General features: G+C 38.2%; 21 protein-coding genes. 10 read left to right on the top strand and 11 right to left on the bottom strand.

Features of this window, described 5'->3' with window-relative positions:
- Position 1 precedes the first annotated feature (1 nt).
- The 8 genes from BUF13_RS17200 to BUF13_RS17165 form a co-directional block, all read right to left on the bottom strand.
- A complete protein-coding gene (locus BUF13_RS17200; protein ID WP_073573049.1) occupies positions 2 to 1,456 on the bottom strand; it encodes a lipopolysaccharide biosynthesis protein in 1,455 nt (484 codons plus the stop codon).
- An 11-nt stretch (positions 1,457 to 1,467) separates the two neighbouring features.
- Complete coding sequence (locus BUF13_RS17195) at positions 1,468 to 2,079, bottom strand: acetyltransferase (RefSeq protein WP_073573048.1); 612 nt, start codon at positions 2,077 to 2,079, stop codon at positions 1,468 to 1,470.
- Between the two features lie 58 nt (positions 2,080 to 2,137).
- Positions 2,138 to 3,457, bottom strand: coding sequence for a UDP-glucose dehydrogenase family protein (locus BUF13_RS17190; RefSeq protein WP_073573047.1), 1,320 nt, complete (start codon positions 3,455 to 3,457; stop codon positions 2,138 to 2,140).
- 15 nt (positions 3,458 to 3,472) lie between these two features.
- Positions 3,473 to 6,103, bottom strand: coding sequence for an SLBB domain-containing protein (locus tag BUF13_RS17185; protein ID WP_243839759.1), 2,631 nt, complete (start codon positions 6,101 to 6,103; stop codon positions 3,473 to 3,475).
- Between the two features lie 128 nt (positions 6,104 to 6,231).
- The gene (locus BUF13_RS17180; protein ID WP_073573046.1) at positions 6,232 to 6,750 is read right to left on the bottom strand and encodes a transcriptional regulator; all 519 of its coding nucleotides are present in this window, start codon (positions 6,748 to 6,750) and stop codon (positions 6,232 to 6,234) included.
- A 108-nt stretch (positions 6,751 to 6,858) separates the two neighbouring features.
- A complete protein-coding gene (locus tag BUF13_RS17175) occupies positions 6,859 to 7,230 on the bottom strand; it encodes a hypothetical protein (protein ID WP_073573045.1) in 372 nt (123 codons plus the stop codon).
- Complete coding sequence (locus BUF13_RS17170; protein WP_073573044.1) at positions 7,227 to 9,650, bottom strand: penicillin acylase family protein; 2,424 nt, start codon at positions 9,648 to 9,650, stop codon at positions 7,227 to 7,229. Before BUF13_RS17170 ends, BUF13_RS17175 begins: the two co-directional genes overlap by 4 nt.
- A gap of 132 nt (positions 9,651 to 9,782) precedes the next feature.
- Positions 9,783 to 10,355 (bottom strand): DUF2911 domain-containing protein, encoded by a 573-nt coding sequence (locus BUF13_RS17165; protein ID WP_073573043.1) that lies wholly within the window; start codon positions 10,353 to 10,355, stop codon positions 9,783 to 9,785.
- Between the two features lie 214 nt (positions 10,356 to 10,569).
- Between BUF13_RS17165 and BUF13_RS17160 the strand changes: the two genes are divergently transcribed.
- The 3 genes from BUF13_RS17160 to BUF13_RS17150 all read left to right on the top strand — a co-directional run bounded on the left by BUF13_RS17160 (position 10,570) and on the right by BUF13_RS17150 (position 12,972).
- Positions 10,570 to 11,622 (top strand): endonuclease/exonuclease/phosphatase family protein, encoded by a 1,053-nt coding sequence (locus tag BUF13_RS17160; RefSeq protein ID WP_073573042.1) that lies wholly within the window; start codon positions 10,570 to 10,572, stop codon positions 11,620 to 11,622.
- A gap of 123 nt (positions 11,623 to 11,745) precedes the next feature.
- Positions 11,746 to 12,540 carry a thymidylate synthase gene (locus tag BUF13_RS17155; RefSeq protein ID WP_073573041.1) on the top strand — a complete coding sequence of 265 codons (795 nt, stop codon included), beginning with the start codon at positions 11,746 to 11,748 and terminating at the stop codon, positions 12,538 to 12,540.
- 48 nt (positions 12,541 to 12,588) lie between these two features.
- Complete coding sequence (locus tag BUF13_RS17150; protein ID WP_073573040.1) at positions 12,589 to 12,972, top strand: nuclear transport factor 2 family protein; 384 nt, start codon at positions 12,589 to 12,591, stop codon at positions 12,970 to 12,972.
- Positions 12,973 to 13,005: 33 nt separating this feature from the next.
- On the opposite strand, the gene BUF13_RS17145 is transcribed toward BUF13_RS17150, so the two are convergent.
- The 3 genes from BUF13_RS17145 to BUF13_RS17135 form a co-directional block, all read right to left on the bottom strand.
- A complete protein-coding gene (locus BUF13_RS17145; RefSeq protein WP_073573039.1) occupies positions 13,006 to 15,819 on the bottom strand; it encodes a S9 family peptidase in 2,814 nt (937 codons plus the stop codon).
- A gap of 12 nt (positions 15,820 to 15,831) precedes the next feature.
- Positions 15,832 to 17,748, bottom strand: a complete 1,917-nt coding sequence (locus BUF13_RS17140) for a M14 family metallopeptidase (RefSeq protein ID WP_073573038.1) — start codon at positions 17,746 to 17,748, stop codon at positions 15,832 to 15,834.
- Between the two features lie 88 nt (positions 17,749 to 17,836).
- Entirely contained in the window at positions 17,837 to 18,370 is a 534-nt protein-coding gene (locus tag BUF13_RS17135; protein ID WP_083586501.1) for a hypothetical protein, read from the bottom strand.
- 374 nt (positions 18,371 to 18,744) lie between these two features.
- On the opposite strand from BUF13_RS17135, the gene BUF13_RS17125 reads away from it, so the two are divergent.
- The 7 genes from BUF13_RS17125 to BUF13_RS17095 all read left to right on the top strand — a co-directional run bounded on the left by BUF13_RS17125 (position 18,745) and on the right by BUF13_RS17095 (position 24,981).
- A complete protein-coding gene (locus BUF13_RS17125; RefSeq protein WP_026956867.1) occupies positions 18,745 to 19,218 on the top strand; it encodes an Lrp/AsnC ligand binding domain-containing protein in 474 nt (157 codons plus the stop codon).
- A gap of 238 nt (positions 19,219 to 19,456) precedes the next feature.
- Positions 19,457 to 20,902: a Fe-S cluster assembly protein SufB gene (gene sufB, locus BUF13_RS17120; protein WP_073573036.1), complete on the top strand. Its 1,446-nt coding sequence runs from the start codon at positions 19,457 to 19,459 to the stop codon at positions 20,900 to 20,902.
- 45 nt (positions 20,903 to 20,947) lie between these two features.
- Positions 20,948 to 21,712: a Fe-S cluster assembly ATPase SufC gene (gene sufC, locus BUF13_RS17115; RefSeq protein WP_073573035.1), complete on the top strand. Its 765-nt coding sequence runs from the start codon at positions 20,948 to 20,950 to the stop codon at positions 21,710 to 21,712.
- A gap of 17 nt (positions 21,713 to 21,729) precedes the next feature.
- The gene (gene sufD / locus BUF13_RS17110) at positions 21,730 to 22,989 is read left to right on the top strand and encodes a Fe-S cluster assembly protein SufD (protein WP_073573034.1); all 1,260 of its coding nucleotides are present in this window, start codon (positions 21,730 to 21,732) and stop codon (positions 22,987 to 22,989) included.
- A 9-nt stretch (positions 22,990 to 22,998) separates the two neighbouring features.
- Positions 22,999 to 24,222, top strand: coding sequence for a cysteine desulfurase (locus BUF13_RS17105; protein WP_073573033.1), 1,224 nt, complete (start codon positions 22,999 to 23,001; stop codon positions 24,220 to 24,222).
- Entirely contained in the window at positions 24,219 to 24,659 is a 441-nt protein-coding gene (locus BUF13_RS17100) for a SufE family protein (protein WP_073573032.1), read from the top strand. The genes BUF13_RS17105 and BUF13_RS17100 overlap by 4 nt, the downstream gene beginning before the upstream one ends.
- Positions 24,649 to 24,981 (top strand): iron-sulfur cluster assembly protein, encoded by a 333-nt coding sequence (locus BUF13_RS17095; RefSeq protein ID WP_073573031.1) that lies wholly within the window; start codon positions 24,649 to 24,651, stop codon positions 24,979 to 24,981. The genes BUF13_RS17100 and BUF13_RS17095 overlap by 11 nt, the downstream gene beginning before the upstream one ends.
- Positions 24,982 to 24,990: the final 9 nt, after the last annotated feature.

Genomic DNA, 24,990 nt, shown 5'->3' with positions numbered 1-24,990 from the left:
ATCAACCAGCTACTTTTTCCTTACCAAACTTAATTTCTAAATATTGCTTTTTGAGGTCTTCCCCCATAATCAACCAAATAATCCCTACATAACTACCCATCATCAGAACCAAAGAAACAATCATTCCAACTGGTGTATAATTGTAAGACACATACCCGATTCCCATGGAAACAATTAGTCCCAAAAGGGCTCCTTTCAAAACAGAGAAAAGTTCTTTGTAATGAAGATTAATAAGTTTCTTTAAAAAGAATTGAGCGATACAGACACTGACAAACTTATTGAACAGAACTGCATATGCTGCTCCAATTATTCCATAATAATAAACTCCAATGCTGATTGCCGGAAGGAAAATAAAAAGAGCTTTGAATAATTGGATAAAGAATTCCATTTTGGATTTCCCCATTCCCCTCATCAAAACGGTATTACTATTTGCCATCATATGAAAAATGACAGAAAGGGCTATAATTTTCAAAGGAATAATAGTTTGTTCCCATTTATCCCCAAAAAAGTTAAATACAATAGGTTCACCTAACACAATCAAGATCCCCATAACTGGATTAATAATCAGGCTATTATACTTCACTACGTTGAGATAGTACTTTTTGATTGAAGCTATATCTTCTTGCGCCTTTCCATATACAGGGTACATCACTTTGTTCATGATGCTCATGATTTGGCTTCTAAAAGTATCAGTCAAGACGAAGGCAAGTGTATAAGCACCTAAGGCACCAGCGCTTACAAATTTCCCAATAAATAAGTAGTCTAATTTATTGATCAGGTTATTGGAAAAGTTGGTACCGGTAGTATAGATTCCAAAACCGAAAATATCCTTAAATGCGGATTGTGACCAGATAAATTTAGGTGTCCATTTAGTAGCCCTAAAGTAAAGAGGCATACTAATTACAAAAGTAGCTACCGAATTAAAAACTAAAGACCAGACTCCAGCTCCATTCAGTGCCAAAACAAGAGAAAGTATTCCTGATGCTATTGCTGACAAATTTTCTATTTGAGCCACCTTTTTAAAGTTCAAATCCCTCATTAACTGAGCTTTATGAACCAAATTAATAGGGCTAGATAAAACTGAAATAGACAATACCGGAATGATTTTTAATAGAAGTGGTTCGTTATAAAAAGATGCCGCTAAAGGGCTTACCACAAAAATCATGACTTGGTACATAATCAATGACCAGCCGACTCCAGTCCAAAAGGCAGTGTAAAAATGCTCTTTTGTAAGGTTTTCATTTTTCCTTTGAATCAAGGCTGCTCCAAAGCCTAAATCATTAAAAACCTCCACAAAAGAAGTAAAAACCAAAGCCATTCCTACAATCCCGAATTCCTCCGGAAACAAAATTTTGGCAAGAACAAGCTTGATTACAAAACTAAAAGACTTGTTAACCAACACTTGCAAAGAGTTCCAGAAAACTCCTTTTAGTATTTTTAATTTAAGTGCTGCCAAAATTTTAAATATTATTTCGCTGGAACCCCTTTCAAAATCGCCCCGGCTTGGAAACAGTCTTTTGTAACCACTGCCCCTGCTCCAACGATTATTTCATCTCCTAAACTCACTCCAGGTAAAATCACTGCACCTGCTCCGATTCTACATTTCTCACCAATTGTCGAACCTCCCAAAAGCATAGCTCCCGGTCCTATCTCTGTATATTCCCCAACTTTGCAATCATGATGGATATTAGCTCTTACATTCACCAAAACCCCTTTGCCAAGGTTGGTATTTGGACCAACAAACGAAAAGGCCATTTTATCAACGAAAGTGAATACATGAGTTTGATCAAATATGGCTGATGGATGAGCCAATCCTTTGAGAGTACCTCCAATTTTAGTTAAAAGCAATTCAAAATTTTGCCTATGAATTGGGTTTCCCACTCCCAAACAAAACTCAGCGTTTTTTTGAAAGATCTCTGAAATATGGTCTAAAGAACAAATCACCCTTTCAGAGAATAGGTGACTTTTCTTTTTTGAAATATCCCCATCAAAAAAAAATATTTCGGAGCCATCAAATCCCTGATCAACAAGGCTTTGAAAAACCTCTAAACCATGCCCACCAGCACCTGCGATTACCACTTTTTATTGATTAAAAAACATAGGAATGCCCCCATGAATCACATGGGGGCAACAAATTTTACTTCGACCCGATACCGTAATGTGTGTAACCAAGTGTCCCAAGATAATTTTTGTCATAGATATTTCTTCCATCAAAAATCACCTTGTTCTTCAATAATTTAGAAACAACTTCCCAGCTAGGAATTCTAAATTCTGACCACTCAGTTACTAGTAACAATGCATCTGCATCGACAAGAGCATCATAAGCATCTTTGCAATAAGTCACCTTATCAAAGATGTAATGCTCTTTTGCTTCTTCCATAGCAACTGGATCATATGCTTTCACTGTTGCACCAGCAGCTCTCAATTCATCAATAATTACTGCGGCTGGAGCCTCTCTCATATCATCCGTATTTGGCTTAAAGCTCAATCCCCACATTGCAAAGGTCATCCCTGAAAGATCCTCTCCAAAATGTGATTTCACTTTGTTAGCTAATACATGCTTTTGATCTTCATTGACGTCCTCTACAGATTGTAATACACGAAGCTCATGACCATATTCTCTTCCTGTACGGATAATAGCCTTCACATCTTTTGGAAAACAGGAACCTCCGTAACCAACACCTGGATAAATAAACTTATTGCCAATTCTTGGATCAGATCCAATTCCTTTTCTAACCATGTTTGCATTGGCACCAACCTTTTCGCAAAGATTAGCAATATCATTCATGAAAGATATTTTTGTTGCCAACATTGCGTTAGCAGCATATTTTGTCATCTCTGCTGAAGGAATATCCATATAGATGATACGCTCACCGCTCAATTGGAATGGTTTGTAAAGACGCTGCATAATCTTTTCAGCTCTTTCGTCATCAATTCCAATCACAATTCTGTCCGGCTTTAAAAAGTCCTCTACTGCAGCTCCCTCTTTCAAGAATTCTGGATTTGAAGCTACTGCAAATGGCAAATCAGAACCTCTTTTATCCAAGGCCGATTTTATAGCAGATCTAACTTTTTCACCTGTGGTCACAGGTACAGTACTCTTAGTGGCAACGACGATGTAATCTGTCATTTTTTGACCGATTTCATCAGCAACAGCTAGTACATATTTCAAATCAGCAGAACCATCTTCGCCAGGAGGTGTTCCTACTGCAATAAATGCCACTTCGGCTCCTTGGATTGCTTCACCAAGATCAGTACTAAAATGTAGTCTTCCACTTTTATAGTTTCTGATTACAATTTCTTCTAGACCCGGCTCATAAATTGGCATAATGCCATTTTTAAGCTTTTCAATCTTTTTTTGATCGATATCTACGCAGGTAACTTCAATTCCTACGTCAGCAAAACATGCTCCTGATACTAGGCCTACATAACCTGTACCTACTACTGCTATTTTCATAGTGTTATTGTGGTATTAATTAATCAATCTTTCAACAAGAATTCCCAATGTTGCTAAACTCGACGCGATACCTATCCATCCAGCCGCACTCATCCTTTCTCGAATAGGTTTTTTGGGAACAACAATTTCTGCTCCCGGTTCTAATTTTGGATAATTTTTTATTCCTAAAAAGCTTTTGGTTTTTGCTGCATCTCCATTGGCATAAATCACATATGCTTTGGATCTTCTTGCATTCTCGGTAAACCCTCCTGCTTTTGAGATATATGCTTTAAGGCTTTTATTTTTCTCAAATCTTGTGGTAGTAGGTAGTAGCACCTCTCCTACCATCCTAACTGTTTGAAGTTGTTTAGGAATCTGAATCACATCCCCTTCAAAAAGGATCAAATCTGCCTCTGAGCCTGGGTGATCCATAATATATTCCAAATCAATCCCGACCAAATCCTCTTCTTTATACCTTGATGCATTCAGTGTAGAATCAATAGATAAACTATCTAAGGGATTAGATACTTCAAAGATTTTCTCTTGGAATCTACTTCTTTCTTCTTGGGCCTTTACTTCCTCAATTTGTTCGAGTTTTCTTTCAATCCTTTCGAACAAAATCTGTTCAGCCTCATTTGTATTTCTATTTTTCAACGGATCCAAATTATCCCGAAGTTCTTTTAATCTATCTTCCCGAATTTCTTCCTCAGTCGGTCCTTCAAAATAAATCGTTCTCCTAATCAAACTTGCTCCTTTTGGATAGGCAAACTGAGAAAGTCCTCCAGATCTTTTGATGACATCTGAAATTCTTTCATTCGCTGAAGTGATAGCATAATTTCCAGGGTATCTAACTTCACCTTTGACTGTGATCAACTGCTCTTGTTCAAATCCAGGTCTTCTCCTGATGAAAATATGATCAAATGGACTCAGAGGAGTACTGGCTTCTTCTTGAGATAATTTCATATCTGCATCTATAGATAAACTGATCACATCTGCAATTTTGCCGGAACCGCTATCCCTAACTCTTCTGGCAATCTCAATTGAAGAGTTACTTGCTGATTCCAAAAACCCTCCTGCTCTCAGGACCAAATCTCCTACAGTCATTTCAGAAGCAAATGGATAAGTTCCAGGAAAATTCACTTCACCAGAAACTTTCACATAATATTCCTCTTGGATGTCATATCTACTTGGAACAAATAACAAGTCTTCATTTTTCAATTCAACATCGGCACTTGTACCATCTAAAATTCCCTTGAGGTCTAATGGAACCGCCGCTAATGTCAAATCATCACTTGTTCTATAGAGTGTTGCTCTTGTTGTAAATGCCTCAGGCCTCAATCCTTCAGCTTTTTCAACTAATTGCTTGACAGTTAGGCCGCCAGAGCTCAAAGCAAATTCGCCCGGTCGATAAACCGAACCAGTTACCTGAACTCTGTTTGTAAACCTCTCCAAAGCCTCACCTACTAAAATCTCATCCCCATCTTTTGGTTGGAAAGTAGCGTATTCGGACTGTGGAACATCAAAAACTTTTCGCTCATTATTTTCGATTCTCCTTACAGTCACTCTATCCTTATAAGCAAGACTTTGGAATCCTCCAGTGTAAATATAGAGGTCTGATAAAGTCTCGTTTGGCTTCACCTCAAACAATCCCTCCCTTCGCACAGGCCCAATCACCTCTACTCTTGCCTGTAAAGGAGGAACTATTACTACATCATTATCTTGAAGTACAATATTGGCATTTTGGTCACCCTTTGATAGAAACTCATAAATATCTACCGTCGCCGCTAATTTCGAATTACGATAAACCTGCACATTTCTAAATGCGCCATTTTCATTAGGACCTCCAGCAGCATACAAAGCATTAAAAACAGTTGCAAAAGATGGCAAAGTGTATGTTCCTGGCTTGGTCAATTCTCCTACCATAGAAACTTTAATGGACCTAATATTTCCTAATCTAACTTGAAGGAAAGTATTTGGGTTAGACCCCAAAAGGCCAGAGTAGATTCTACCTAAACTTGTCTTAATTCTTGCCGAAGCTGCTTCAATGGTGGAACCACCAACTTGAATAGGACCAATATTGGGCAATAAGACTCTACCTTCCGGTGTTACTGTCAAATCAAATGATTGCTGGGACGCTCCATACACATCTACTAATAATTGGTCTCCGGAACCTATCACATAAGACAAGGGTGTCGGCAAATTCAAACTTGGGCTGAAATCCAATGATCTGTTATGAAACAGCTTGTAACCGAAAATTTTCTTTTGTGTTGGTGTGAGATCATAATATGGATCTGATCTTCTCAAGGAATCAAACATATCTATCCCCTGTTCACCTGTCATGGATCGACCTCCGAAACTCCCTATTCCTGTACCAGTTGAATTTGCAGCAGATTGAAGCTGAGAGATTCGTTGACTCAGTTTCATTGCTTCTGCTGCTGGCATCCCTCTTTCTCTGGCCATTCCTACCAACTGATTGCTTGTCAATCCACTTGCTTCAGCTCTTTTGATCAATTGCTCTATTTGAGCATCTGACAAATTATCAACCTTGATATTTTGAATATCAGATAAGCTTTGGGCTTCGACTTGGAAGGCAACAAAAAACGCCACAAGAATCAAAAGAAGACTCTTTATTCCAAATACTAGGTTATTTTTCAATTCGCTTTTCAAATCCGAATGGTTTGATGAAAATTCAATTTCGAACAATTTATTCACAATCCTCAATTGGGTACAGCTTCGCCCTTTCAGTCACATATGCGCCTAGAAGGGATTATTAAATTCACAAAGTCTAAATTGCTTTAGACTCCTATTTTAGTATCAAATAAAACAAGACCATTGCTTTCATAGCGGTCATTTTTTAGCATAAAGACCACCTTTCTTTCAATCATCTCTTCTATTCTTTTTGTCAGGGATTTGATATAATCTTTGTTCAGATTCTCACCTGTCACTACCACATCAATTTTCCCAGAATCAATTCCTTTGGAGATATCTCCTACCAAAACAACTTGACCAACTTCACCCATACGTTCCAAAATCTGCTCTAGCAACATGTCTAGTCCTAAATATTTTCGAATTATGTCTCGAATGTTGATATAGAAGGGGTGTTGGGTATTCGCCTGATAGGATATCTTATTTTTCTCAGAATGTTTGAGCAATATCCCTGCCTGAGTCAAGTTATTCAGTTCCTTTCGGATAGCATTTGTAGACTCACCAAACTCATCTGCCAATCCTCTTAGATGACTTTGATTTCTGTCATTGACAAAAAACTTCACAAGAAGCCTCAATCGAGTCTTTGAGGTGATTAGCGATTCTAACATTAAAAAACACTGAATAAGTGAGTAACAAAGGTACTCATTAGAAAGAATTGGAAAAAATAATCCCTCTAGAATTTATACTTAAAACGCCTCAAAAAATGAATTAAAGACCTATCCTCGGTAAATATTGGTAGGTCTCCGTTTGATTAGGTTTCTGAATAAATTACCACTCAAGGAAGAGAATCCTCCTAAAAAAAAGCCTATCACCCCTGTTACAGCCATCAACACAGTGCCTGAAGGGGCTCCTATAATCTGAGCCATTCTATCTGGTAAATCACTTCCTGAATTGATTGTCAAATATAAACTAAGCCCAATCCAAGATAGAGCCATACCAAATCCTCCTCCCCAAAATGCCGCAGAATTCCCTGGTTTTAATAATGCCGCGATGACAAATAAAATAACCATAACAGCCCAATAAGGCAGAAATGGATTTACAAAAACAACCACTAAAATGGTGACGACTAAGATTCCAAAAAATTTCATTTTACAGGGTTAAATGTGGTATTAAACAAAACAGGTAAATCTTGATCTTCCTTTCTCAGTGCAAAATCCAAATATTTTCCATTTGCCCAAAGGGGGATGAAATTGGAATAATATTTACTCCCAGGATTTCCAGATTGCCCTCCAGGATAAACTCCATAAGCTTTTATTTCTTCTCCAAGTTCTACTACCATTCTCCAACTTGCCCCATGCCTTTCACTGGTCGCATTCAACATTCCTCTTCCTCCTCCAGTATAAACATTTGCTACTGAAAAAGATTTGAACTGAGGTACAAGATGTTGAATTGTAGTTCTCTTATAATTTGCCCAAGAATAATCTCCTTCATCTTCTGTCCATTTTTCCAATTTTTCTACCATCTCCTCAAATCCTTTCTTCACATGGTCAGAAGCATTTTCAGTAACTGAAGTACTTTTTAAGTCAAAAACCGAGCTCTCAGGCTCTGTTTTCATTAATAGCGTTGTCTGATAGTTATTGGGTCTTACCACAGGTACTTCCAAATTGCTTAGATCCTTCCAAATCTGATTGTACGTTTCATTCCACCACAGATAAAAAATCGTAGGCCCTTTTTGATTCGGATCTGCATATAAGTCCCATCCTTTCACTTCTTCTAGAAATTTTGCTGCTATGTCACTCAATTCAGATGGTTCTCCAAGCAAGCCTAACATGACTGGTAAAGCTTCTGCAGCATGTAAATAGTAATCATCAAATTGGAGAGCTTGCATATCCTCAACTGTGATATTATTCATTTCTCTCAAACGATTATTCAATCTTCTGTTTCTATAATGCTCATAACTATTGTCAAAAACATAATAAGGATAGGATTGAGCAACGGGATGTTGATTCGCCGAAGAAACAAATCCCCTTTCGGGATTCAATGTACTCGGATTCTGATCATTGGGAATATATTGTTGCCACTCCATCCTTGGATCAGCTCCATCCATAAAAAACTTCCCTTGTTCAGGCCATTTCAAAGCAAATTTCCCTTGGACTCTCATCGCTACATCTCCTGATTTTGACGCAAAAGCAAAGTTTTGAGCAGGAGCAGTGAAGTTATCCAAGGCCGCGTTGTAATCATTATGATTTTTGGATCTATTGAGCATCAGGAATGTGCGTTGCTCATTGGATCCTTCATGAACAGTCCATTTTAAGGCAAAATTTGCATCTTGTCTTTCTCCTCTAAAGGTCCGATCATAAACAACAGGGCCATAATGGGTATAGACTACCGTATCCAAAAAGGTTTCCTCACCTTTTACTTTGATTTCTTCTACTCTAAATTCAGTCTTTCGCCACTCATCTCCATATTTATAAGTCGATCGACTATTATCCTGAAAAGTAATTTTATACCAATCCCGAGCATCTTTAGTGGCATTGGTTACTCCCCAAGCCACATTTTCATTAAATCCAGAGATCACACCTAATGCCCCTGGTAAGGTTGCTCCTTTTACAGAATACTCCGGGGTACTCAATTGCATACTATACCACAAAGAGGGAAGATTTAAACTCAAATGAGGGTCATTTGCTAGAATAGGATTGCCACTTTTGGTTTTTGATCCAGAAACTGCCCAGTTATTTGAGCCGGTACCCTCTTCAGGCTGTGGCAAAGGTTCTATTACCAATTCATCGTTTGGATAATTGAGGCTATCTGGTTTGGAAATAGGAATAGGTTGAAAATCCCAAACATGATCCGCTTCAATAATAGGATCATTATCAATTGGAAAATCTGGATACAACTTGTTCAAAAGTTCCTCACCTAGGATTTTCCTCAAATTTGAAAATTCTAAGTCCTTATCCCCAACAAGCATATCAGACATATACTTCAAAAGCAGTAAGGACTTGTATGCAGTCCAGTGCTCAGGCTTGTAATTGAGAATTTTATATTCTACAGGTAATCTAGCATCACTTAATTGATCAATATATTGATTCACCCCATCTGCATATGCTTCCAAAAACCTTAATGTCTCAGGATCCTTTTCTTGCAAAAAATTTATTCCTAACTCTGCTCCGTACCCTAACCCTTTTCTACGAGTCATTCTATCAAGATCCAAAGCAATTGGGCCAACAATCTCAGAAATTCGCCCTGCCGCTGCCATTGTCTGAAACTCCATCTGCCAAAGTCGATGCTGCGCTGTTACGTATCCTTGAATCCTATATAAATCTTCCTCATTTTTAGCGAAAACATGAGGGATTAAATTTTCATCATATGTCACCTTTACCGGTGAAGTCAGATTCTCCAAAGTAATCTCTTCCTCCGCAAAATCATCCTCACTTTTGGTTTGCTGCCAAAACCCATGATTGGGATCTAATAATGGAACAATAGGAGGAGCTGGGCCAAGTGGGATTGAACCAAAATATCCTAAGGCCAAGGTCAAAAGAAAAACAAAAATGAAACCTATATATTTCATGGGTGACAGGGTCTTTGATAGGTAGCGAATTTAGCTGAAAGATTCTTTTTACTAAAATCAGTGAAAAACCACTAAATCCAAATAAAAAAGCCCTGAAAACAAAATTTCAGGGCTTTGGAATATTTTAAAATCTTACTGAATTGTTATTGGCAACTTTAATTTTTCCCAACGAATCACCAATCCAGGTGACTCAATATCTATGGACAGCCTTTCTTGAGCTTCCGCCACCCATTCTGGGCTAACTTCAACTCTCAAAACATCATTTTTCTCATCATATTGAAAATGTCCATGTTCCAAATCCCATTCTGAATTGAAGATCACAGTCCACTTTCCATTTTCCTTTGGAATGGTAAACATTGAATATTTTCCAGCTGCCAAAGTTTTACCTTCTACTGTCATATCAGCGGATAAATCCACATAAGTAGCTTCGTTTGCACCTGTTCTCCACACCACATTATAAGGAACTAAATCACCCCACAATTCTCTTCCCTTAACGGCTGGAGAGCCGTATTGAACTCGAAAATCCTTCCCAGAAATTTGACCAGTTTTGACTTCCAACGGGCTAGGCCTAGATTCTTCAGAAGACTCTTCAGTACTTTCCATAGTTTCCATTTCGGTAGAAGCTTCCTCAGAAGTTTTAGATGAGCAGGAAAAGAGTAATGCTCCAAAAATAACAAAGACCCAAATTGTGTAGCGGTTATTCATATTGTTTCAATTTAATACTGAAATAAAAGGATAATTTATCGTATGCAAAATTCCTGCCTGATGTTGTTCAAAAATTTATTCAGGTAAAAAGACATTTTTATAAACAGTTTCATTTTCTAGCCTCTCTTTTGCTTCTTTACGGAAAGAATCCGTTTGAGGATTAGATTACCAATTAAATTAAACCAAACTATTACCATAATCTGGAATCTATTTCATGAGATTTCTTACTTGGCTTCTTTTCCTTTGTACGCTATTAGTTTTTGGGAGTGTATTTATTTCACCAGAGGACTTCCCGTATGTTGGGCTTTTACCATTCTTGATACCAGTTGCTTGGCTGATCAACTTTTTCCTATTTATCATCCTTACTCTTTCTTGGAGAAAATTAGCCTTTGTCCCTTTGGCAGCATTGCTAATAGGTTATCGATTTGCTGAAATCACATTTCAACTGAATCCAAAAACAGATAATCCCGAAGGACTCCAAGTGTTGACTTACAATGCTCATCTATTCAATTATAAAGGGAGAAATGGAGGAAAGTTTGATCCAAATATTTTCACTTGGCTTCAAGACCATCCTGCAGACGTGAAGGTCTTTCAAGAGTTTTATCAGAACTCCACAACTCCATCCAGAAATGCTGTAAAACTATTGGGCGAAGATTCTGGATTGGAAGTTTCCTATCAAATCATTGAAGGCAAGCCAAAAAGAAATTCTTATGGTTTGGCAATTTTTTCGCGCTACCCTATTGTCAATGATGGGAAGGTATTTGAAGCCCAACACACCAACGGAGCTATTTTCGCAGATATAAAATACAATTCAGATACTGTCCGAATCTACAACTGTCATTTGGAGTCCATGAAAATCGACTCAGAATCTTTGGACAATATTGACGGTGTCAAAGAAAAATACCGACAAACTTTGGGTAAACTGCACCGTGGAAGTTTGGAAAGAAGCAAGCAATTAAAAGTTTTGGAAGAACATATAGCCAATAGTCCACACCCAGTAATTGTTATGGGTGATTTCAATGAAATCCCCTACTCAAACACCTATTTCAGGCTGAGCAAAACTTTGAAAAACGCATTTGAAACTGCTGGAAGAGGATTTGGCTTTACCTACAACAAAATTCTTTTCTTCTTAAGGATCGACCATATTTTCACATCTCAAAGCTTGAAAGCTGTAGATTTCAAAACACATCGAGAGGTAGACTATTCAGATCATTATCCAGTATCTGCGACGTTTCAGTTAGAAAACTCTTCACCTGAATCAGAATAGGCGAATTAATAATTGACAAGATTTGTCAAAGATTTAAAATTATTATCGCTGAGTTTCTCTTTTTCAAGTTCCGATTTTTCAAGGAACCTAGTATCTTGCCGAGGTCTTTAAAACCCGAAAAAAATGCAGCAGTACCACGATTTGATGAAGAAGATTTTGAGTGAAGGAACCAAGAAATCCGACAGGACGGGAACGGGTACCATCAGCATTTTTGGACATCAGATGCGTTTTGATCTTTCTGAAGGTTTTCCTGTGGTAACTACCAAAAAACTTCATTTGAGAAGTATCATTATAGAGCTGCTTTGGTTTCTAAAAGGCGACAGTAACATCACCTATCTCAAAGACAACAAGGTTTCTATCTGGGATGAGTGGGCTGATGAAAATGGGGATTTAGGTCCCGTTTATGGGTACCAATGGAGACATTGGCCTGACGGAAAAGGTGGAGAAATCGACCAAATCAAAAACCTGATTCATCAAATCAAAACCAAACCTGATAGCAGAAGGCATATCGTGAGTGCTTGGAATGTTGCGGATGTAGACAATATGGCTCTTCCTCCTTGCCATACTCTTTTCCAATTCTACGTGGCCGACGGCAAACTTTCCTGTCAACTTTATCAAAGAAGTGCAGATGTATTCTTGGGAGTTCCATTTAACATCGCTTCTTATGCTCTATTCACCATGATGATTGCTCAGGTTTGTGATTTGGAACCAGGCGAATTCGTTCACACGTTTGGAGATGCGCACCTTTATTTAAACCATTTGGAGCAAGCTGAATTGCAATTAAGTCGTGATTTCAGACCGCTTCCAACCATGAAAATCAATCCAGAAGTAAAAGACATCTTTGATTTCAAATACGAAGATTTTGAATTGGTCAATTATGATCCACACCCGCATATTAAAGCACCTGTAGCAGTTTAAAAATATCAAGCTGGATCATTAAGGTTCAGCTTTTTTTATTCCCTTCATATGAAAAATCAGGAAAGAGAAACTCTAATTAAGGAATACATCTCTGCGTACAATGACATGAAAGTGGAGAAAATGCTCAGTCCACTTCATTCAGAATTAATCTTTGAAAACTTCTCTGGAGATGAAAAGACTCACTTTTTGGTTGGAAAAAAAGCATTTAAAAATCAAGCTTTGGAAGCATTGGGGTATTTTTCAGAAAGAAATCAATCCATATTGAATATCACTCATCAGAAAAGTAATTCTAAAGTTACAATTTCCTATCAAGCGACTTTAAGGATAGACATTCCAAATGGCCCTAGAAAAGGGGACAAACTTGATTTTGAAGGCAAATCAATATTTGAATTCAAGGACAATAAAATCTCAAAAATCCAGGATTTCAGCTAAAAAAAGTCCCCGACCTAAGCCGAGGATCTTCTCTTATTTATCATTCAATTCATATTTCAAAGTTCTTCCTTTTTCCACTGCAGGAAGACCTTCTGTCATCCAAAGTGGAGCAGGAGCTCCTTTCAAATAGTGATCAAAGAACTGACTCAATCTTACAGAAAGATCCTTTCTGTTTTTTCTTTGGCGAAGGTTATGGTCCTCCCCATTGTACTGAAGCAACCAAGCAGGCTGATTCAATCTCTTCAAAGCCATAAACATCTCAATGCCTTGGTACCATGGAACGGCACCATCTTCATCATTATGCATAATCAAAACCGGAGTATTCACACGATCCATGAAGAACAGAGGAGAATTCTCAATATAATAAAGAGGCTTTTGCCAAAGAGTCCCTCCGATTCTTGATTGAGTTTGTTCGTATTGGAACATACGACTCATCCCAGTCCCCCATCTGATTCCACCATAAGCAGAAGTCATGTTCACCACAGGCGCACCTGCACCAGCAGCTTTAAACATATCTGTTTGGGTGATTAAATACGCAACTTGATATCCTCCCCAGCTTTGTCCTTGGATTGCCATATTTTCTTTATCGACAAAACCTTTTGCCACTACTGACTGAACTCCAGGAATGATACAATCATATGCTGATGGTCCTGGAAGGCCCAATTCATACTTAATATCTGGAACAAACACCACATAATCATTACTTACAAAGTAAGGGATATTAATAGTGGAAGCAGATGGAGCAGGAGTTCTATAATTGTATAGACCATCACTGTTTCTTTCATAGAAATACACCATCATTGGGTACTTCTTATTTTCATCAAAATATTCTGGCTTGAATAACAATCCTTGAAGTGGAGTGCCGTCATTAGCTAAATAATCAACCAATTCTACAGAACCCCATTTGATTCCTGCCTGCTGTGGGTTAAGATCAGAAGCTTTTTTAAGGTTCTTCAAAGAAAGATCACCCAAATACAAGTCTGGATTTTCATTATAGGTACTTCTTCGGATTATGATCTCATCAGAATCTTTCGCTTTGGTCAAGCCATAATATCTATGCGGAGTCATAATGATTTTAGCTGGAGCTCCACCATTGATTTTACCAGTATACATCCCTGACTCTTTATTGATTTCATTGAAAGCAGTCAAATACAAAGTAGCTTTTGGATCGATACTTCTCTCCTCTCTATCCAAGTCTTGTCTTCTAAACTGGATCGATTGTTTTCTTCCTTCACCAGAAGTAAGATTAACTGCAGCCGAAGGATTTTTTGGATCAATTTTCCAAATATCAAATCGGTCATAAATCAAGATCGCGGCATCATCTGCCAACCATCCTGCAGATCCATAAGAACCAGGAAGTGAAGGGGAATCGTGCAATTCATCATAAAAAACGACTCCTTCAATACCTTCAGTCAAGTCAATTTGTTTTTTGGAAGCTAAATCATAAGCAACCCAAGAGCTATCCCTTCCAGAGTACCAGGAAACATATTTCCCTTCTGGAGAAAGGCTTGGATATCCAGAGATATTCTTTTCAATCAAGGTTCTAGCTCCTGTTTCAATATCTACAGCATATAAATCTCTACCGATTTGGATATCCCAGCTATAGTTCCTTCTGTAAGGAGCATCCGTCCAAGCTAAAGCAAAATCTTTTTCGATTTTACTTTCCAGAACCACATTGTTGACTTCTCTATCTTCCAATTGAGCAACTTGCTTATCACTCAAGTCAATAGTAGCCGTGTAAGTTCTTTTTTGTTCACGAGATTTGTTTTTCAACTGCATTGGTTGGATTTCAGCATCTTGCCATCCCCAGATATCCAAGCTTACGCGATCCTCATCCAAAATAGTGGTGTCAGATTCATAGTCATAATCCACATAATCATCCATCACACCAAAAAACATTCTAGATTCATCCTCAGAGAAACGAATTGAAGCATCCGAACTAATTCTACTATCCTCAAGTAATCCTGGAGTTTCGTTTCCTATCAAAACATTCACATCAGGAGAAGCAGTTGTAGTCAAGAAAATCTCATAATATGGCTTTTCAGCCTTAGCTGAATCATTGGTACTGACAAATGCCAGATATTTTGACTCTGGAGAGAAAGAAACTCTTTCATAACTGGTATTCCCCTCATGCAAAAGACTGGATTCACCTGTCGCTAAGTTCAAAAGTTGAATAGCGGCATTATCTAAGGTGTCTTCTTCAGCTAAAACATACTGAAGGAAGTCACCATTTTTGGAAAAGCCATAACTCTTTACTCTTTCAAATTCATAAGACTTTGAACCGTCTAAAGACCTCACCAACAGCTTTGTGCCATCTGTCTTTTTCGGTTTTTCAGTTTTTGTAGAATCGGAAGGATCTTTTTTCGCTGGTTTTTCTTTTTCAAACTGAATAGCAATCCAACTTCCCTCCTCTTGAGGAATAGAGAAAGATTTTACATTGGCCATTTTCTCCAAGTTGCCATTTGCCATCTGATAGATAAAAAGGCTATCCTTTGGCATGTCATCCTTTTTGGTCTTTTTCAGTTTCAATAGTCTCACTGAATCAGCCTGTGGTTCAATTTTCCCAACAGCAAATGCTCCATCTGGCGAAAAACTCCATCCTTGAGCTCTAGAAATCACGAACTTTTTGGAAACATCCTTAAAAGAAAGAATTTCAAGCCTCCCATCTCCTTCTTGTGGAGAAATCATATAGCCTACCCACTTACCATCTTTGGTAATTCTATTGGAAGATAGACTTTCCCACCCATCATAATCATCATGAGTAAGGGATCTCTTTTGCTGAGCAGATAAGCTGCCGACTGCCAAAAAAAGACAGACCAACATGACTCCGCTAATTTTACGTAGCATAAATAATTGGTTTTAGTTTATTGTAAATTCCTTTTCAAAAAAGCCTCCTCTAGTCGAAGACAATCTGATCTTTCCTTTGACAGGTTGATCCGAATTAACCTTCAATTTGAATGTAGCCGATTTCTTTTCACCCTTCCCTGTATATCCGGCGTAAATGGTTTTATCGTATAGTTCAGGACTTAGAATCTGAACTTTTGCATCTTCATAGCCTTCTGTTAGCTCTTTATCAAAATTCAGAGACACTCGATCTTCCTGTACTATTTTCACCAATTTGGCTTGTTCTAATGCTACCGGCAAACCACCAACATTCTCCCAAGAAATACTGATTTCATATTCGCCTTTTCCTAAATCTTTCACCATCGCATCTCCTACTTTCAATTCAGGAAGTCTTTTGGCCATAGCTAAGTTGAATTGTGCTTGCTTTTTAGCCCAATTTTCAAGCTGCCAAGTAGGACCATTTTGTCCAAAAAACTTCGGATGAAAACCTCCAATCTCTACCTCTCCCAACTCTGGATGGGTCATTGGAGTCCAAGATTTAAAACCTCTACCACCGTTCTCCTCTTCATCCCACATCAGGGCATCGTAGTCATCGTAAATCCCATCTCCATTGTAATCTTTCATGGCACCGTTGTTCCATAACTCATCTCCATACCAAACACTTCCGAAATAGAAATACCCGAAATCAGGACCATGTCCGAATAAAGGAGATGGTTTCAAAGGATCCCCTGTCATTCTATTGACTTTATATCTTGTCGCATAAGTCTCGTACACATCTCCAGCCCAAGGATAGGCAGTAAAAGAAAGTCCCAACTCATCCATTTCCTTATATATATCCAAATCTGAAGGATACATACTTTCTTCAGCTTTGGAAGTAGATGGGGCTCGAAGGTGCATGGGAACGCGTGTGTCCATGGAATTCACCACAGAAATATTTGGATGACTCAAAACCCAAAGAACTGTGGCTTTGCTTTCAGGCTCACTCAGAGGAAATTCACCTGCACCATTTTGAGTATATCCCCGTCCTGTCAAATCTCCCCCAGTATCAGGCCTCCAGTTTTCCAGATAGTTTCTATGAAGGTCGAGTCCTCCGATTCCATCTTCATTATATCTTCCATCTCCATCATTATCAATCCCTTCAGAATACATCAAATATTCACCTTTTCCAGCTTCAACTCTTTTCATGAGCTTACCGGATGGGTGGTCTGGATTGACAATAAAGTTCGCCTTCTTTTTGTCTTCTTCAGTAACAGCTTTTTTTCTTATCTGGTATAAGATGCCATCTCCATCCAAATCTTCTCCAGGATCTTCATCAATCAACCCATCTCGATCATTGTCATGAGGTCTTACAGTACTTCTATTTGCTTGAGCAGTATATAAGTAAAGATTGGAACCATCAGGATTGTTTTGAGGCCGCAGGTAAATTGTCTTTGTATCTACCAAATGTGTGATTTCCGCATCCTTTCCATAATTCTCCAAAATATGCTGAGTCAACCAAAGGATTGATTCGGAAGATGTGATTTCTCCAGAATGTCTGCCCCCTTCAAAATAAGCCGCAGGTTTATCTGTCTCTTTTCCTGTATTCTTATTTGTGATCGTCATTTGATAAATAGGACGACCTTCCAAGGATTCACCAACTATATAAAGGTCAACTATCTCTGGAAATTGTTTTGCCCAAGTCTCATACCAGTGATACATCACATTTACAGTATGGTATTTATCAAATGCTAGTTTTTCCCCTGGTGTATATTCAACTTCGGGAAATGCTTCTTTTTTAAAAAATGAAGGGCCATGTCTTTCTCCAGAAACAGTATGAAACTTTGATTTGGAGTTATTTTCTGGAAAAAGGGGTTCCTTTTGAAATGGCTGCACTTGGGCTTGAGACAAGCCAGCAATTAAAGCAAAACTTGAAAGAGTAATGATTTTTTTCATGGAGGGTGGTGGTTTTTGAAAGTGATAAAAATAAAAAAGGTGCTATTGTGTAATAGCACCGTTTAAAGAAAAAGCGGAAAACCGGACCTTATTTTCTGATTGTCAGTTCAAATACCTCAGGTGAATAATTAGAAAATCCAGGAACGGGCTTACATTTTGGAAGCTTTCTAACTAAATAATCTAAACGTTCTTTCAATCCTTTATCTACTTCCGACACCAATTCATATCCTGACAATTTACCTTTAGAATCAACTGTAAGAAGGACTTTAACTTCCTCAACTGCTTGGGATTTTTTGGTTCTAAATAAAAATGGAGAATATGAATCTATCATATCCAAAGTATATTCAGGCCAGGCCCAATGAGAGGAAAGGTTGTTCGCAATATTTTCTTCGACAATTGTCAGAGGCTCCAATTTGACATCTTTTGCCTTACTGCTTTTTAAATTTTTCTCAGTTGACTCTACCATAGAAAGACTCAACTTATTATACTGAACTGTGACAGTCTTGTCCAATCCATCTTCTCCATTTACCTGAGCCATTGCTTTAGCGGTTAATTGTTGGCCGATAAATAGAATACAAAAAACAAAAACTGGAAACGATTTGAAAGAAAGTAGTCTGATCATACTTGTCGAGGATTTACGACAAAAATACACTTTTTAAATTTTCAAATGCAAAAAAATGTATTTAAAATTTACAAAAGGGCAACAAAAAAGTCCTGCCAGTAGCAAGACCCTTTTCAGAATATAAACCCAAATATAACTTTAGAGATTAAAAGTTTTACTCGAAATAATTGAAAGTTTGGCGAAACACCAATATCCCGAATATTCGATTCAATAATAATTGAAAATCAAAATTTTCAGAAAGACAATTATTTCGATTCCAAAGTAAAAGATTTTTGAATTTAATTACAAATTGAAAAAATAATTTTGCAATATTTTGAACAATCTCTAATTTACAAGCGATTTCATTAACAATCATCTAAATCCAATATAGAAAAATGGATAAAATTTTAGATATCGATAACATAGACCTAAAAATCATCTCTCTTTTAAATGAGGATGCAAAAACCCCTTATACTGAAATAGCCAAAAAAGTATTCGTTTCTTCCGGAACTGTGCACGTAAGAATGAAGAAATTGGAGGATATGGGGATTGTCAAAAGTGCCACCCTCAATATTGACTTCTCCAAGTTGGGATATGACATCTCCGCTTTTTTGGGAATTTATTTAGAAAAAAGCTCCCTTTATGACAACGTTATCGAGAGGCTGAAGGAAATTTCAGAAGTAGTTAGCGCCTATTATACCACTGGTAACTACTCTATTTTTGCGAAAATCATTTGCCGGGACACCAACCATTTGAGATTGGTTTTAGATAAAATTCAGAAAGTTGACGGAATTGATAGAACTGAAACCTTGATCGTTTTAGAAGAAAGCATCAACCGCCCTATCCAGTTTTTTGATAAAGAAAAATAAGAATACTCTCTATTTAGATCAAATCTAAATAAAAAATATGACTTAAATCATATATTAAGCCCGAATTTTTCGGGTTTTTTTTTATTCTTCCAAAACCGTGTACACGTAGCCAAAATGGCCTTTTTCATTGAAATTTTGAATCCCTGATAGATTTTTAAAATAGGATTGAACATAATAATTTGGTTTTATGTTGTACCTTCGCAAGTCAAAATGTAATTAGTCTAAATAACTCACACCCATGAGCAAAGACAACCAGATTTTAGAAGAATTTACCTCAAAAGAATACGAACACGGTTGGTCCGTCAATTATGAAGTGGACGAAGCACCAATCGGGCTGAATGAGGAAATCATTAAATGGATCTCCGCGAAGAAAGAAGAGCCAACCTGGCTATTGGAGTGGAGATTGAAAGCTTTTAGAACTTGGCAAGAAATGCAAGAGCCTGATTGGGCGAATGTAACCTATCCTAAAGTTGATTTTCAAAAGCTTCGTTATTACTCTGCACCAAAGCAGCAGAAAAAGGCGAAAAGCTTAGAAGAAGTAGATCCTGAATTGTTGGCGATCTATGAGAGACTTGGGATCTCCATGAACGAGCAAAAAAGATTGCAAGGAATTGCGGTAGATGCTGTACTAGATTCAGTTTCTGTTGCAACTACGTTCAAAGGCACTTTAGCGAAACTTGGAATCATCTTCTGTTCTTTCAGTGAAGCTGTAAAAGAGCATCCCGAATTGGTTAAAAAATATTTAGGATCTGTCGTACCAATGACAGATAATTATTATGCTGCATTGAACTCGGCGGTTTTCTCTGATGGTTCATTCTGCTATATTCCAAAAGGAGTAAGATGCCCAATGGAGCTATCTACTTACTTTAGAATCAATGCCGCAAATACTGGTCAGTTCGAAAGAACATTGATAGTTGCTGAAGATGATGCATACGTTTCTTACTTGGAAGGATGTACTGCTCCTCAAAGAGACGAGAATCAGCTTCATGCTGCTGTAGTGGAAATTTACGCTGCTACCAACGCTGAAGTAAAATATTCAACTGTTCAAAACTGGTTCCCTGGAGACAAAGAAGGAAAAGGTGGTATTTACAACTTCGTGACCAAAAGAGGTATCTGTGCAGGAGACAACTCCAAAATCTCTTGGACTCAGGTAGAAACCGGTTCAGCAGTAACTTGGAAGTATCCTTCTTGTATTTTGAAGGGAGACAATTCCATCGGAGAATTCTATTCTGTAGCGGTAACAAATAATTATCAGCAAGCAGACACCGGAACCAAAATGATTCACATTGGTAAAAACACCAAATCAAGAATCGTTTCCAAAGGTATTTCTGCTGGAAAATCTCAAAACTCCTATAGAGGTCAAGTTCAGGTGATGAAGCGCGCATCAAATGCACGTAACTTCTCCCAATGCGACTCTTTATTAATGGGCGACAGATGTGGTGCTCACACTTTCCCTTATATCGATATCAACAACCCTACCGCCAAGGTGGAGCATGAAGCTACCACTTCTAAAATTGGCGAGGATCAAATCTTCTACTGTAACCAAAGAGGTATCGCTACTGAAGATGCAGTGGCCCTAATCGTCAATGGTTATGCAAAAGAGGTATTGAATCAACTTCCTATGGAATTTGCTGTAGAAGCACAAAAGCTTCTTGCATTGACTTTGGAAGGATCTGTGGGGTAATACCGATTGAAAAATTGGAAAATTAAAAATTGAAAAATTAGTATCATGCTTTCTATAAAAAATCTACACGCTTCAATCGAAGGGACGCCGATTCTAAGAGGAATCAACTTGGAAGTCAAAGCCGGTGAGGTTCATGCTATCATGGGACCAAACGGATCAGGAAAATCCACCTTGGCTTCAGTATTGGCAGGAAGAGAAGAATATGAGGTAACTGAAGGTGAAGTTACTTTCAAAGGAAAAGACCTTTTGGACCTAGCTCCTGAAGATCGCGCTAGAGAAGGTGTATTCTTGGCATTTCAGTATCCAGTGGAAATCCCAGGAGTTTCTTCTACCAACTTCTTGAGAACTGCTGTAAATCAAGTGAGAGAATACAGAGGATTGGAAGCCCTTGACGCTGTGAAATTCCTTTCTTTGATGAAAGAAAAAATGAAATTGGTTGAGATCGATCAAAAGCTTTTAAGTAGAGCTTTGAACGAAGGATTCTCTGGAGGTGAAAAGAAGAGAAATGAAATCTTCCAAATGGCAATGCTAGAACCATCTCTTTCAATATTGGATGAAACTGATTCAGGTTTGGATATCGATGCATTGAGAATCGTATCCAACGGAGTTAATCAATTGAAATCAGCTGATAATGCAACGATCGTAGTGACTCACTACCAAAGATTGTTGGACTACATTGTTCCTGATTATGTACACGTATTGTACAAAGGAAGAATTGTTAAGTCTGGAACCAAAGAATTGGCTTTGGAACTGGAAGAAAAAGGCTACGACTGGATCAAAGAAGAAGTTGATTCCGCAGCTACTGTCTGATTTCTAAAAAAAAGAACATGAGTACCTTGACTACACAAGATACCCTTACCCCTTTGTTTGAAGGAGCTCCTGCTGATTTCTCTTCTGAGAGAGCATTGGCTAAAGAAAGCTTCTACACACAAGGACTCCCTGCGGTCAAAGCAGAGGAATATAAATTCACTCAGATTGCCAGAAAACTGGAAAAAGAAATCTCTGATTTCAATCCAGCAAAACCCGTATCCATTACTGAAGAAATGGTAAAAACTGCCATTTTCGAAGGATTTGTAGGATACATTCTTGTTTTGAACAATGGCAAATTGGAAGAAGAGCTTTCTCAACTTCCATCTGAAGTTTCAATTTCTGCACTTTCAAATCAGGAAATTGGCTCAATCGCCAAGCCTTCCAAAGATGCATTCGTCGCTTTAAATCAAGCCTCATTTGTTGAAGGTCTTGCGATTTCTGTACCTAAGAAAACTCAAGTTGAAAAACCTATCCTGATTCTTTCTTTTGCAAAAGCAAGTGCTGGACAGGTGGTACAACCAAGAATCTGGATTGAGGCTGGCGATTTTGCTGAAGTGACTTTCATCGAAAAAACCATTCTATTGGGTGAGGACAAAGTCTTTTCCAACCAAGTAGTAGAGATCAAAGGGGCAATCAATAGTAAAATCCATTATTACAGACTTCAAAATGAAGGCGATCAAGCCATTGAGGTAAGTAATATTGAAACTGATATTCAGAAAGATTCTCAGTTTACTGCAGTAACAATTTCCCTATCTGGCGACATGGTTAGAAATAACCTAAACTTGAATCTTTTGGGAAGTAATTCTGAAGGAAACATGTATGGCTTATACCTATTGAATGGTAAAACCCACGTGGACAACCACACAAATGTGGACCATACAATCCCTCATGCTGAATCCAATGAATTGTATAAAGGAATTCTTGCTGATCAATCCAGAGGTGTTTTCAACGGAAAGATTTTCGTGCGTCAAGACGCTCAGAAAACCAATGCTTTCCAGCAAAACAACAACATCCTTCTTTCCGAAGATGCGGTGATCAACACCAAGCCTCAATTGGAGATCTGGGCAGATGATGTGAAATGCTCTCATGGCTGTACTACCGGTCAATTGGATGAAGAAGCATTATTCTATTTACAGGCAAGAGGAATTGACAAAACCCAAGCAAAAGGATTGTTGCTTTATGCTTTTGCTGGTGAAGTTTTAGAACATATCGAAGACGAAAGCTTCCACGATTATTGCGTTTCCTTGGTACAGGAAAGATTGGGGAGCAAATTCTAATTTCCCTTCATGAAATTTGATATAAACGAAATCAGGGGCTTGTTTCCTGTGCTTCATCAAGAAGTGCACGGCAAGCCCTTGATTTATTTTGATAACGCTGCTACAACCCAAAAGCCGAAAGCAGTTTTGGATGCTCTGATGAACTATTATGAGCATGACAACTCCAACATTCATCGAGGTGCACACGCATTAGCCGATCGAGCTACTCAGTATTATGAAAATACCAGAGAGGCCGTTCGCGAGTTTATCAATGCGAAAGAAAGTGCCGAGATTATTTTTACAAAAGGCACCACTGAATCTATCAATCTGGTAGCTCAGACATTTGGAAGAAAGTTCATAGGCCAAGGAGATGAAATCATCATCTCAACTATGGAACACCACTCCAATATCGTTCCTTGGCAAATGCTCTGCGAGGAAAAAGGGGCGATTCTCAAAGTAATCCCTATCCATGACAATGGCGAATTGGATTATGCCGAGTTTGAAAAATTGCTTTCCCAAAAAACCAAATTGGTTAGTATCGTTCATGCTTCCAATGCATTGGGAACCATCAACCCTGTAAAACAAATCATTGAAGCCGCCCATGCTGTAGGAGCCAAAGTTCTTTTGGACGGAGCACAATCTTCCAGTCACCTGGAGATTGATGTGCAGGCATTGGATTGTGACTTCTTAGCCCTTTCTGCTCATAAAATCTATGGTCCTACAGGGCTTGGGGTTTTGTATGGAAAAAGAAAAGTTTTGGAAGCTATGCCTCCATTTTTGGGAGGAGGAGAAATGATCAAAGAGGTTACTTTTGAAAAGACTACCTACAATGATATCCCTTTCAAATTTGAAGCGGGAACTCCGAATATTGCGGATGTAATTGCTTTCAAGGAGGCCTTGGACTTTATCAAAGGTTTAGGAAAACCAGTAATTAAAGCTCATGAAGATGAATTATTGGCCTATTCCAATGAACTTTTGAAAGACGTAAAAGGATTTATACCAGTAGGTACCGCCGCAGATAAAGTCAGTGTTTTATCCTTCAATATCAATGGGATGCATCCATTCGATGTAGGTCAAATGTTGGATGCCAGAGGGATCGCTGTGAGAACAGGTCATCACTGTACTCAACCTTTGATGAAACGTTTTGGAATTGAAGGAACTGTTCGGGCCAGCTTTTCTGTTTACAATACCAAATCAGAAATTGAGCAATTGGCAGAAGGCGTAGCACGTATCGCCAAAATCAAGAATAAATGAGCATACAGGAGATTCAGGACGAAATTGTATCAGAATTCGAAATCTTAGGAGATGACAGAGAGTCCACCATTTTCTACATTATGGAAATCGGTAACAATCTGGAAGCATTTCCTGAAGAGGAGCAAAAAGAAGAAAATATCATCAAAGGATGTCAATCCAAGGTTTGGTTGATTGCTGATGAAAAAGATGGAAAAATTCATTTTCAAGCAGATTCCAATACAGATATTACTAAAGGTTTGATTTACCTTTTGATCCGAGTGCTCAATGATAGAAAGCCTGAAGAAATCATCCATGCTGATCTGGATTTTATTCAAAAAATCGGTATGGGTGGGATTATCGGAAGCCAAAGATCCAATGGACTGGCAGCCATGATCAAACAAATGAAATTGTATGCTTTGGCTTTCCAAACCAAACTAAACGCATCAAATGGAAACTGAAAATAAAGTAAGTCAGATCGACGACTTGAAAGAAAAAGTGGTCTTGGCAATCAAACAGGTTTATGACCCGGAGATTCCAGTAGATGTTTACGAACTAGGCTTGATCTATGAGATCACCGTGTACCCCGTAAACAATGTCTACGTCATGATGACTTTGACTTCCCCAAATTGTCCTTCTGCCGAATTTATTCCATCTGAGGTGAAAGATAAAATTCAGCAGATCCAAGGAATCAACAATGTGGAAGTAGAAGTTACCTTTGACCCACCCTACTCTCAAGATATGATGTCTGAGGCTGCGAAACTTGAATTAGGATTTCTATAACCGACAATT

It is taken from the genome of Algoriphagus zhangzhouensis (genome assembly GCF_900148515.1).
Taxonomy (GTDB): domain Bacteria; phylum Bacteroidota; class Bacteroidia; order Cytophagales; family Cyclobacteriaceae; genus Algoriphagus; species Algoriphagus zhangzhouensis.
Note: the sequence above shows the minus strand (reverse complement) of the source record. Positions and strands in the feature narration are given on the sequence as shown.

Excerpts from the sequence above, each read along its gene's own strand:
- BUF13_RS17145 (WP_073573039.1), bottom strand. The coding sequence starts at position 15,819 with ATGCTACGTAAAATTAGCGGAGTCATGTTGGTCTGTCTTTTTTTGGCA.
- BUF13_RS17175 (WP_073573045.1), bottom strand. The coding sequence starts at position 7,230 with ATGAAATTTTTTGGAATCTTAGTCGTCACCATTTTAGTGGTTGTTTTT.
- BUF13_RS17160 (WP_073573042.1), top strand. The coding sequence starts at position 10,570 with ATGAGATTTCTTACTTGGCTTCTTTTCCTTTGTACGCTATTAGTTTTT.
- BUF13_RS17170 (WP_073573044.1), bottom strand. The coding sequence starts at position 9,650 with ATGAAATATATAGGTTTCATTTTTGTTTTTCTTTTGACCTTGGCCTTA.
- sufD (WP_073573034.1), top strand. The coding sequence starts at position 21,730 with ATGAGTACCTTGACTACACAAGATACCCTTACCCCTTTGTTTGAAGGA.
- BUF13_RS17125 (WP_026956867.1), top strand. The coding sequence starts at position 18,745 with ATGGATAAAATTTTAGATATCGATAACATAGACCTAAAAATCATCTCT.
- BUF13_RS17135 (WP_083586501.1), bottom strand. The coding sequence starts at position 18,370 with ATGATCAGACTACTTTCTTTCAAATCGTTTCCAGTTTTTGTTTTTTGT.
- BUF13_RS17190 (WP_073573047.1), bottom strand. The coding sequence starts at position 3,457 with ATGAAAATAGCAGTAGTAGGTACAGGTTATGTAGGCCTAGTATCAGGA.
- BUF13_RS17105 (WP_073573033.1), top strand. The coding sequence starts at position 22,999 with ATGAAATTTGATATAAACGAAATCAGGGGCTTGTTTCCTGTGCTTCAT.
- sufC (WP_073573035.1), top strand. The coding sequence starts at position 20,948 with ATGCTTTCTATAAAAAATCTACACGCTTCAATCGAAGGGACGCCGATT.
- BUF13_RS17165 (WP_073573043.1), bottom strand. The coding sequence starts at position 10,355 with ATGAATAACCGCTACACAATTTGGGTCTTTGTTATTTTTGGAGCATTA.
- BUF13_RS17095 (WP_073573031.1), top strand. The coding sequence starts at position 24,649 with ATGGAAACTGAAAATAAAGTAAGTCAGATCGACGACTTGAAAGAAAAA.
- BUF13_RS17180 (WP_073573046.1), bottom strand. The coding sequence starts at position 6,750 with ATGTTAGAATCGCTAATCACCTCAAAGACTCGATTGAGGCTTCTTGTG.
- BUF13_RS17155 (WP_073573041.1), top strand. The coding sequence starts at position 11,746 with ATGCAGCAGTACCACGATTTGATGAAGAAGATTTTGAGTGAAGGAACC.
- BUF13_RS17140 (WP_073573038.1), bottom strand. The coding sequence starts at position 17,748 with ATGAAAAAAATCATTACTCTTTCAAGTTTTGCTTTAATTGCTGGCTTG.
- sufB (WP_073573036.1), top strand. The coding sequence starts at position 19,457 with ATGAGCAAAGACAACCAGATTTTAGAAGAATTTACCTCAAAAGAATAC.
- BUF13_RS17100 (WP_073573032.1), top strand. The coding sequence starts at position 24,219 with ATGAGCATACAGGAGATTCAGGACGAAATTGTATCAGAATTCGAAATC.
- BUF13_RS17150 (WP_073573040.1), top strand. The coding sequence starts at position 12,589 with ATGAAAAATCAGGAAAGAGAAACTCTAATTAAGGAATACATCTCTGCG.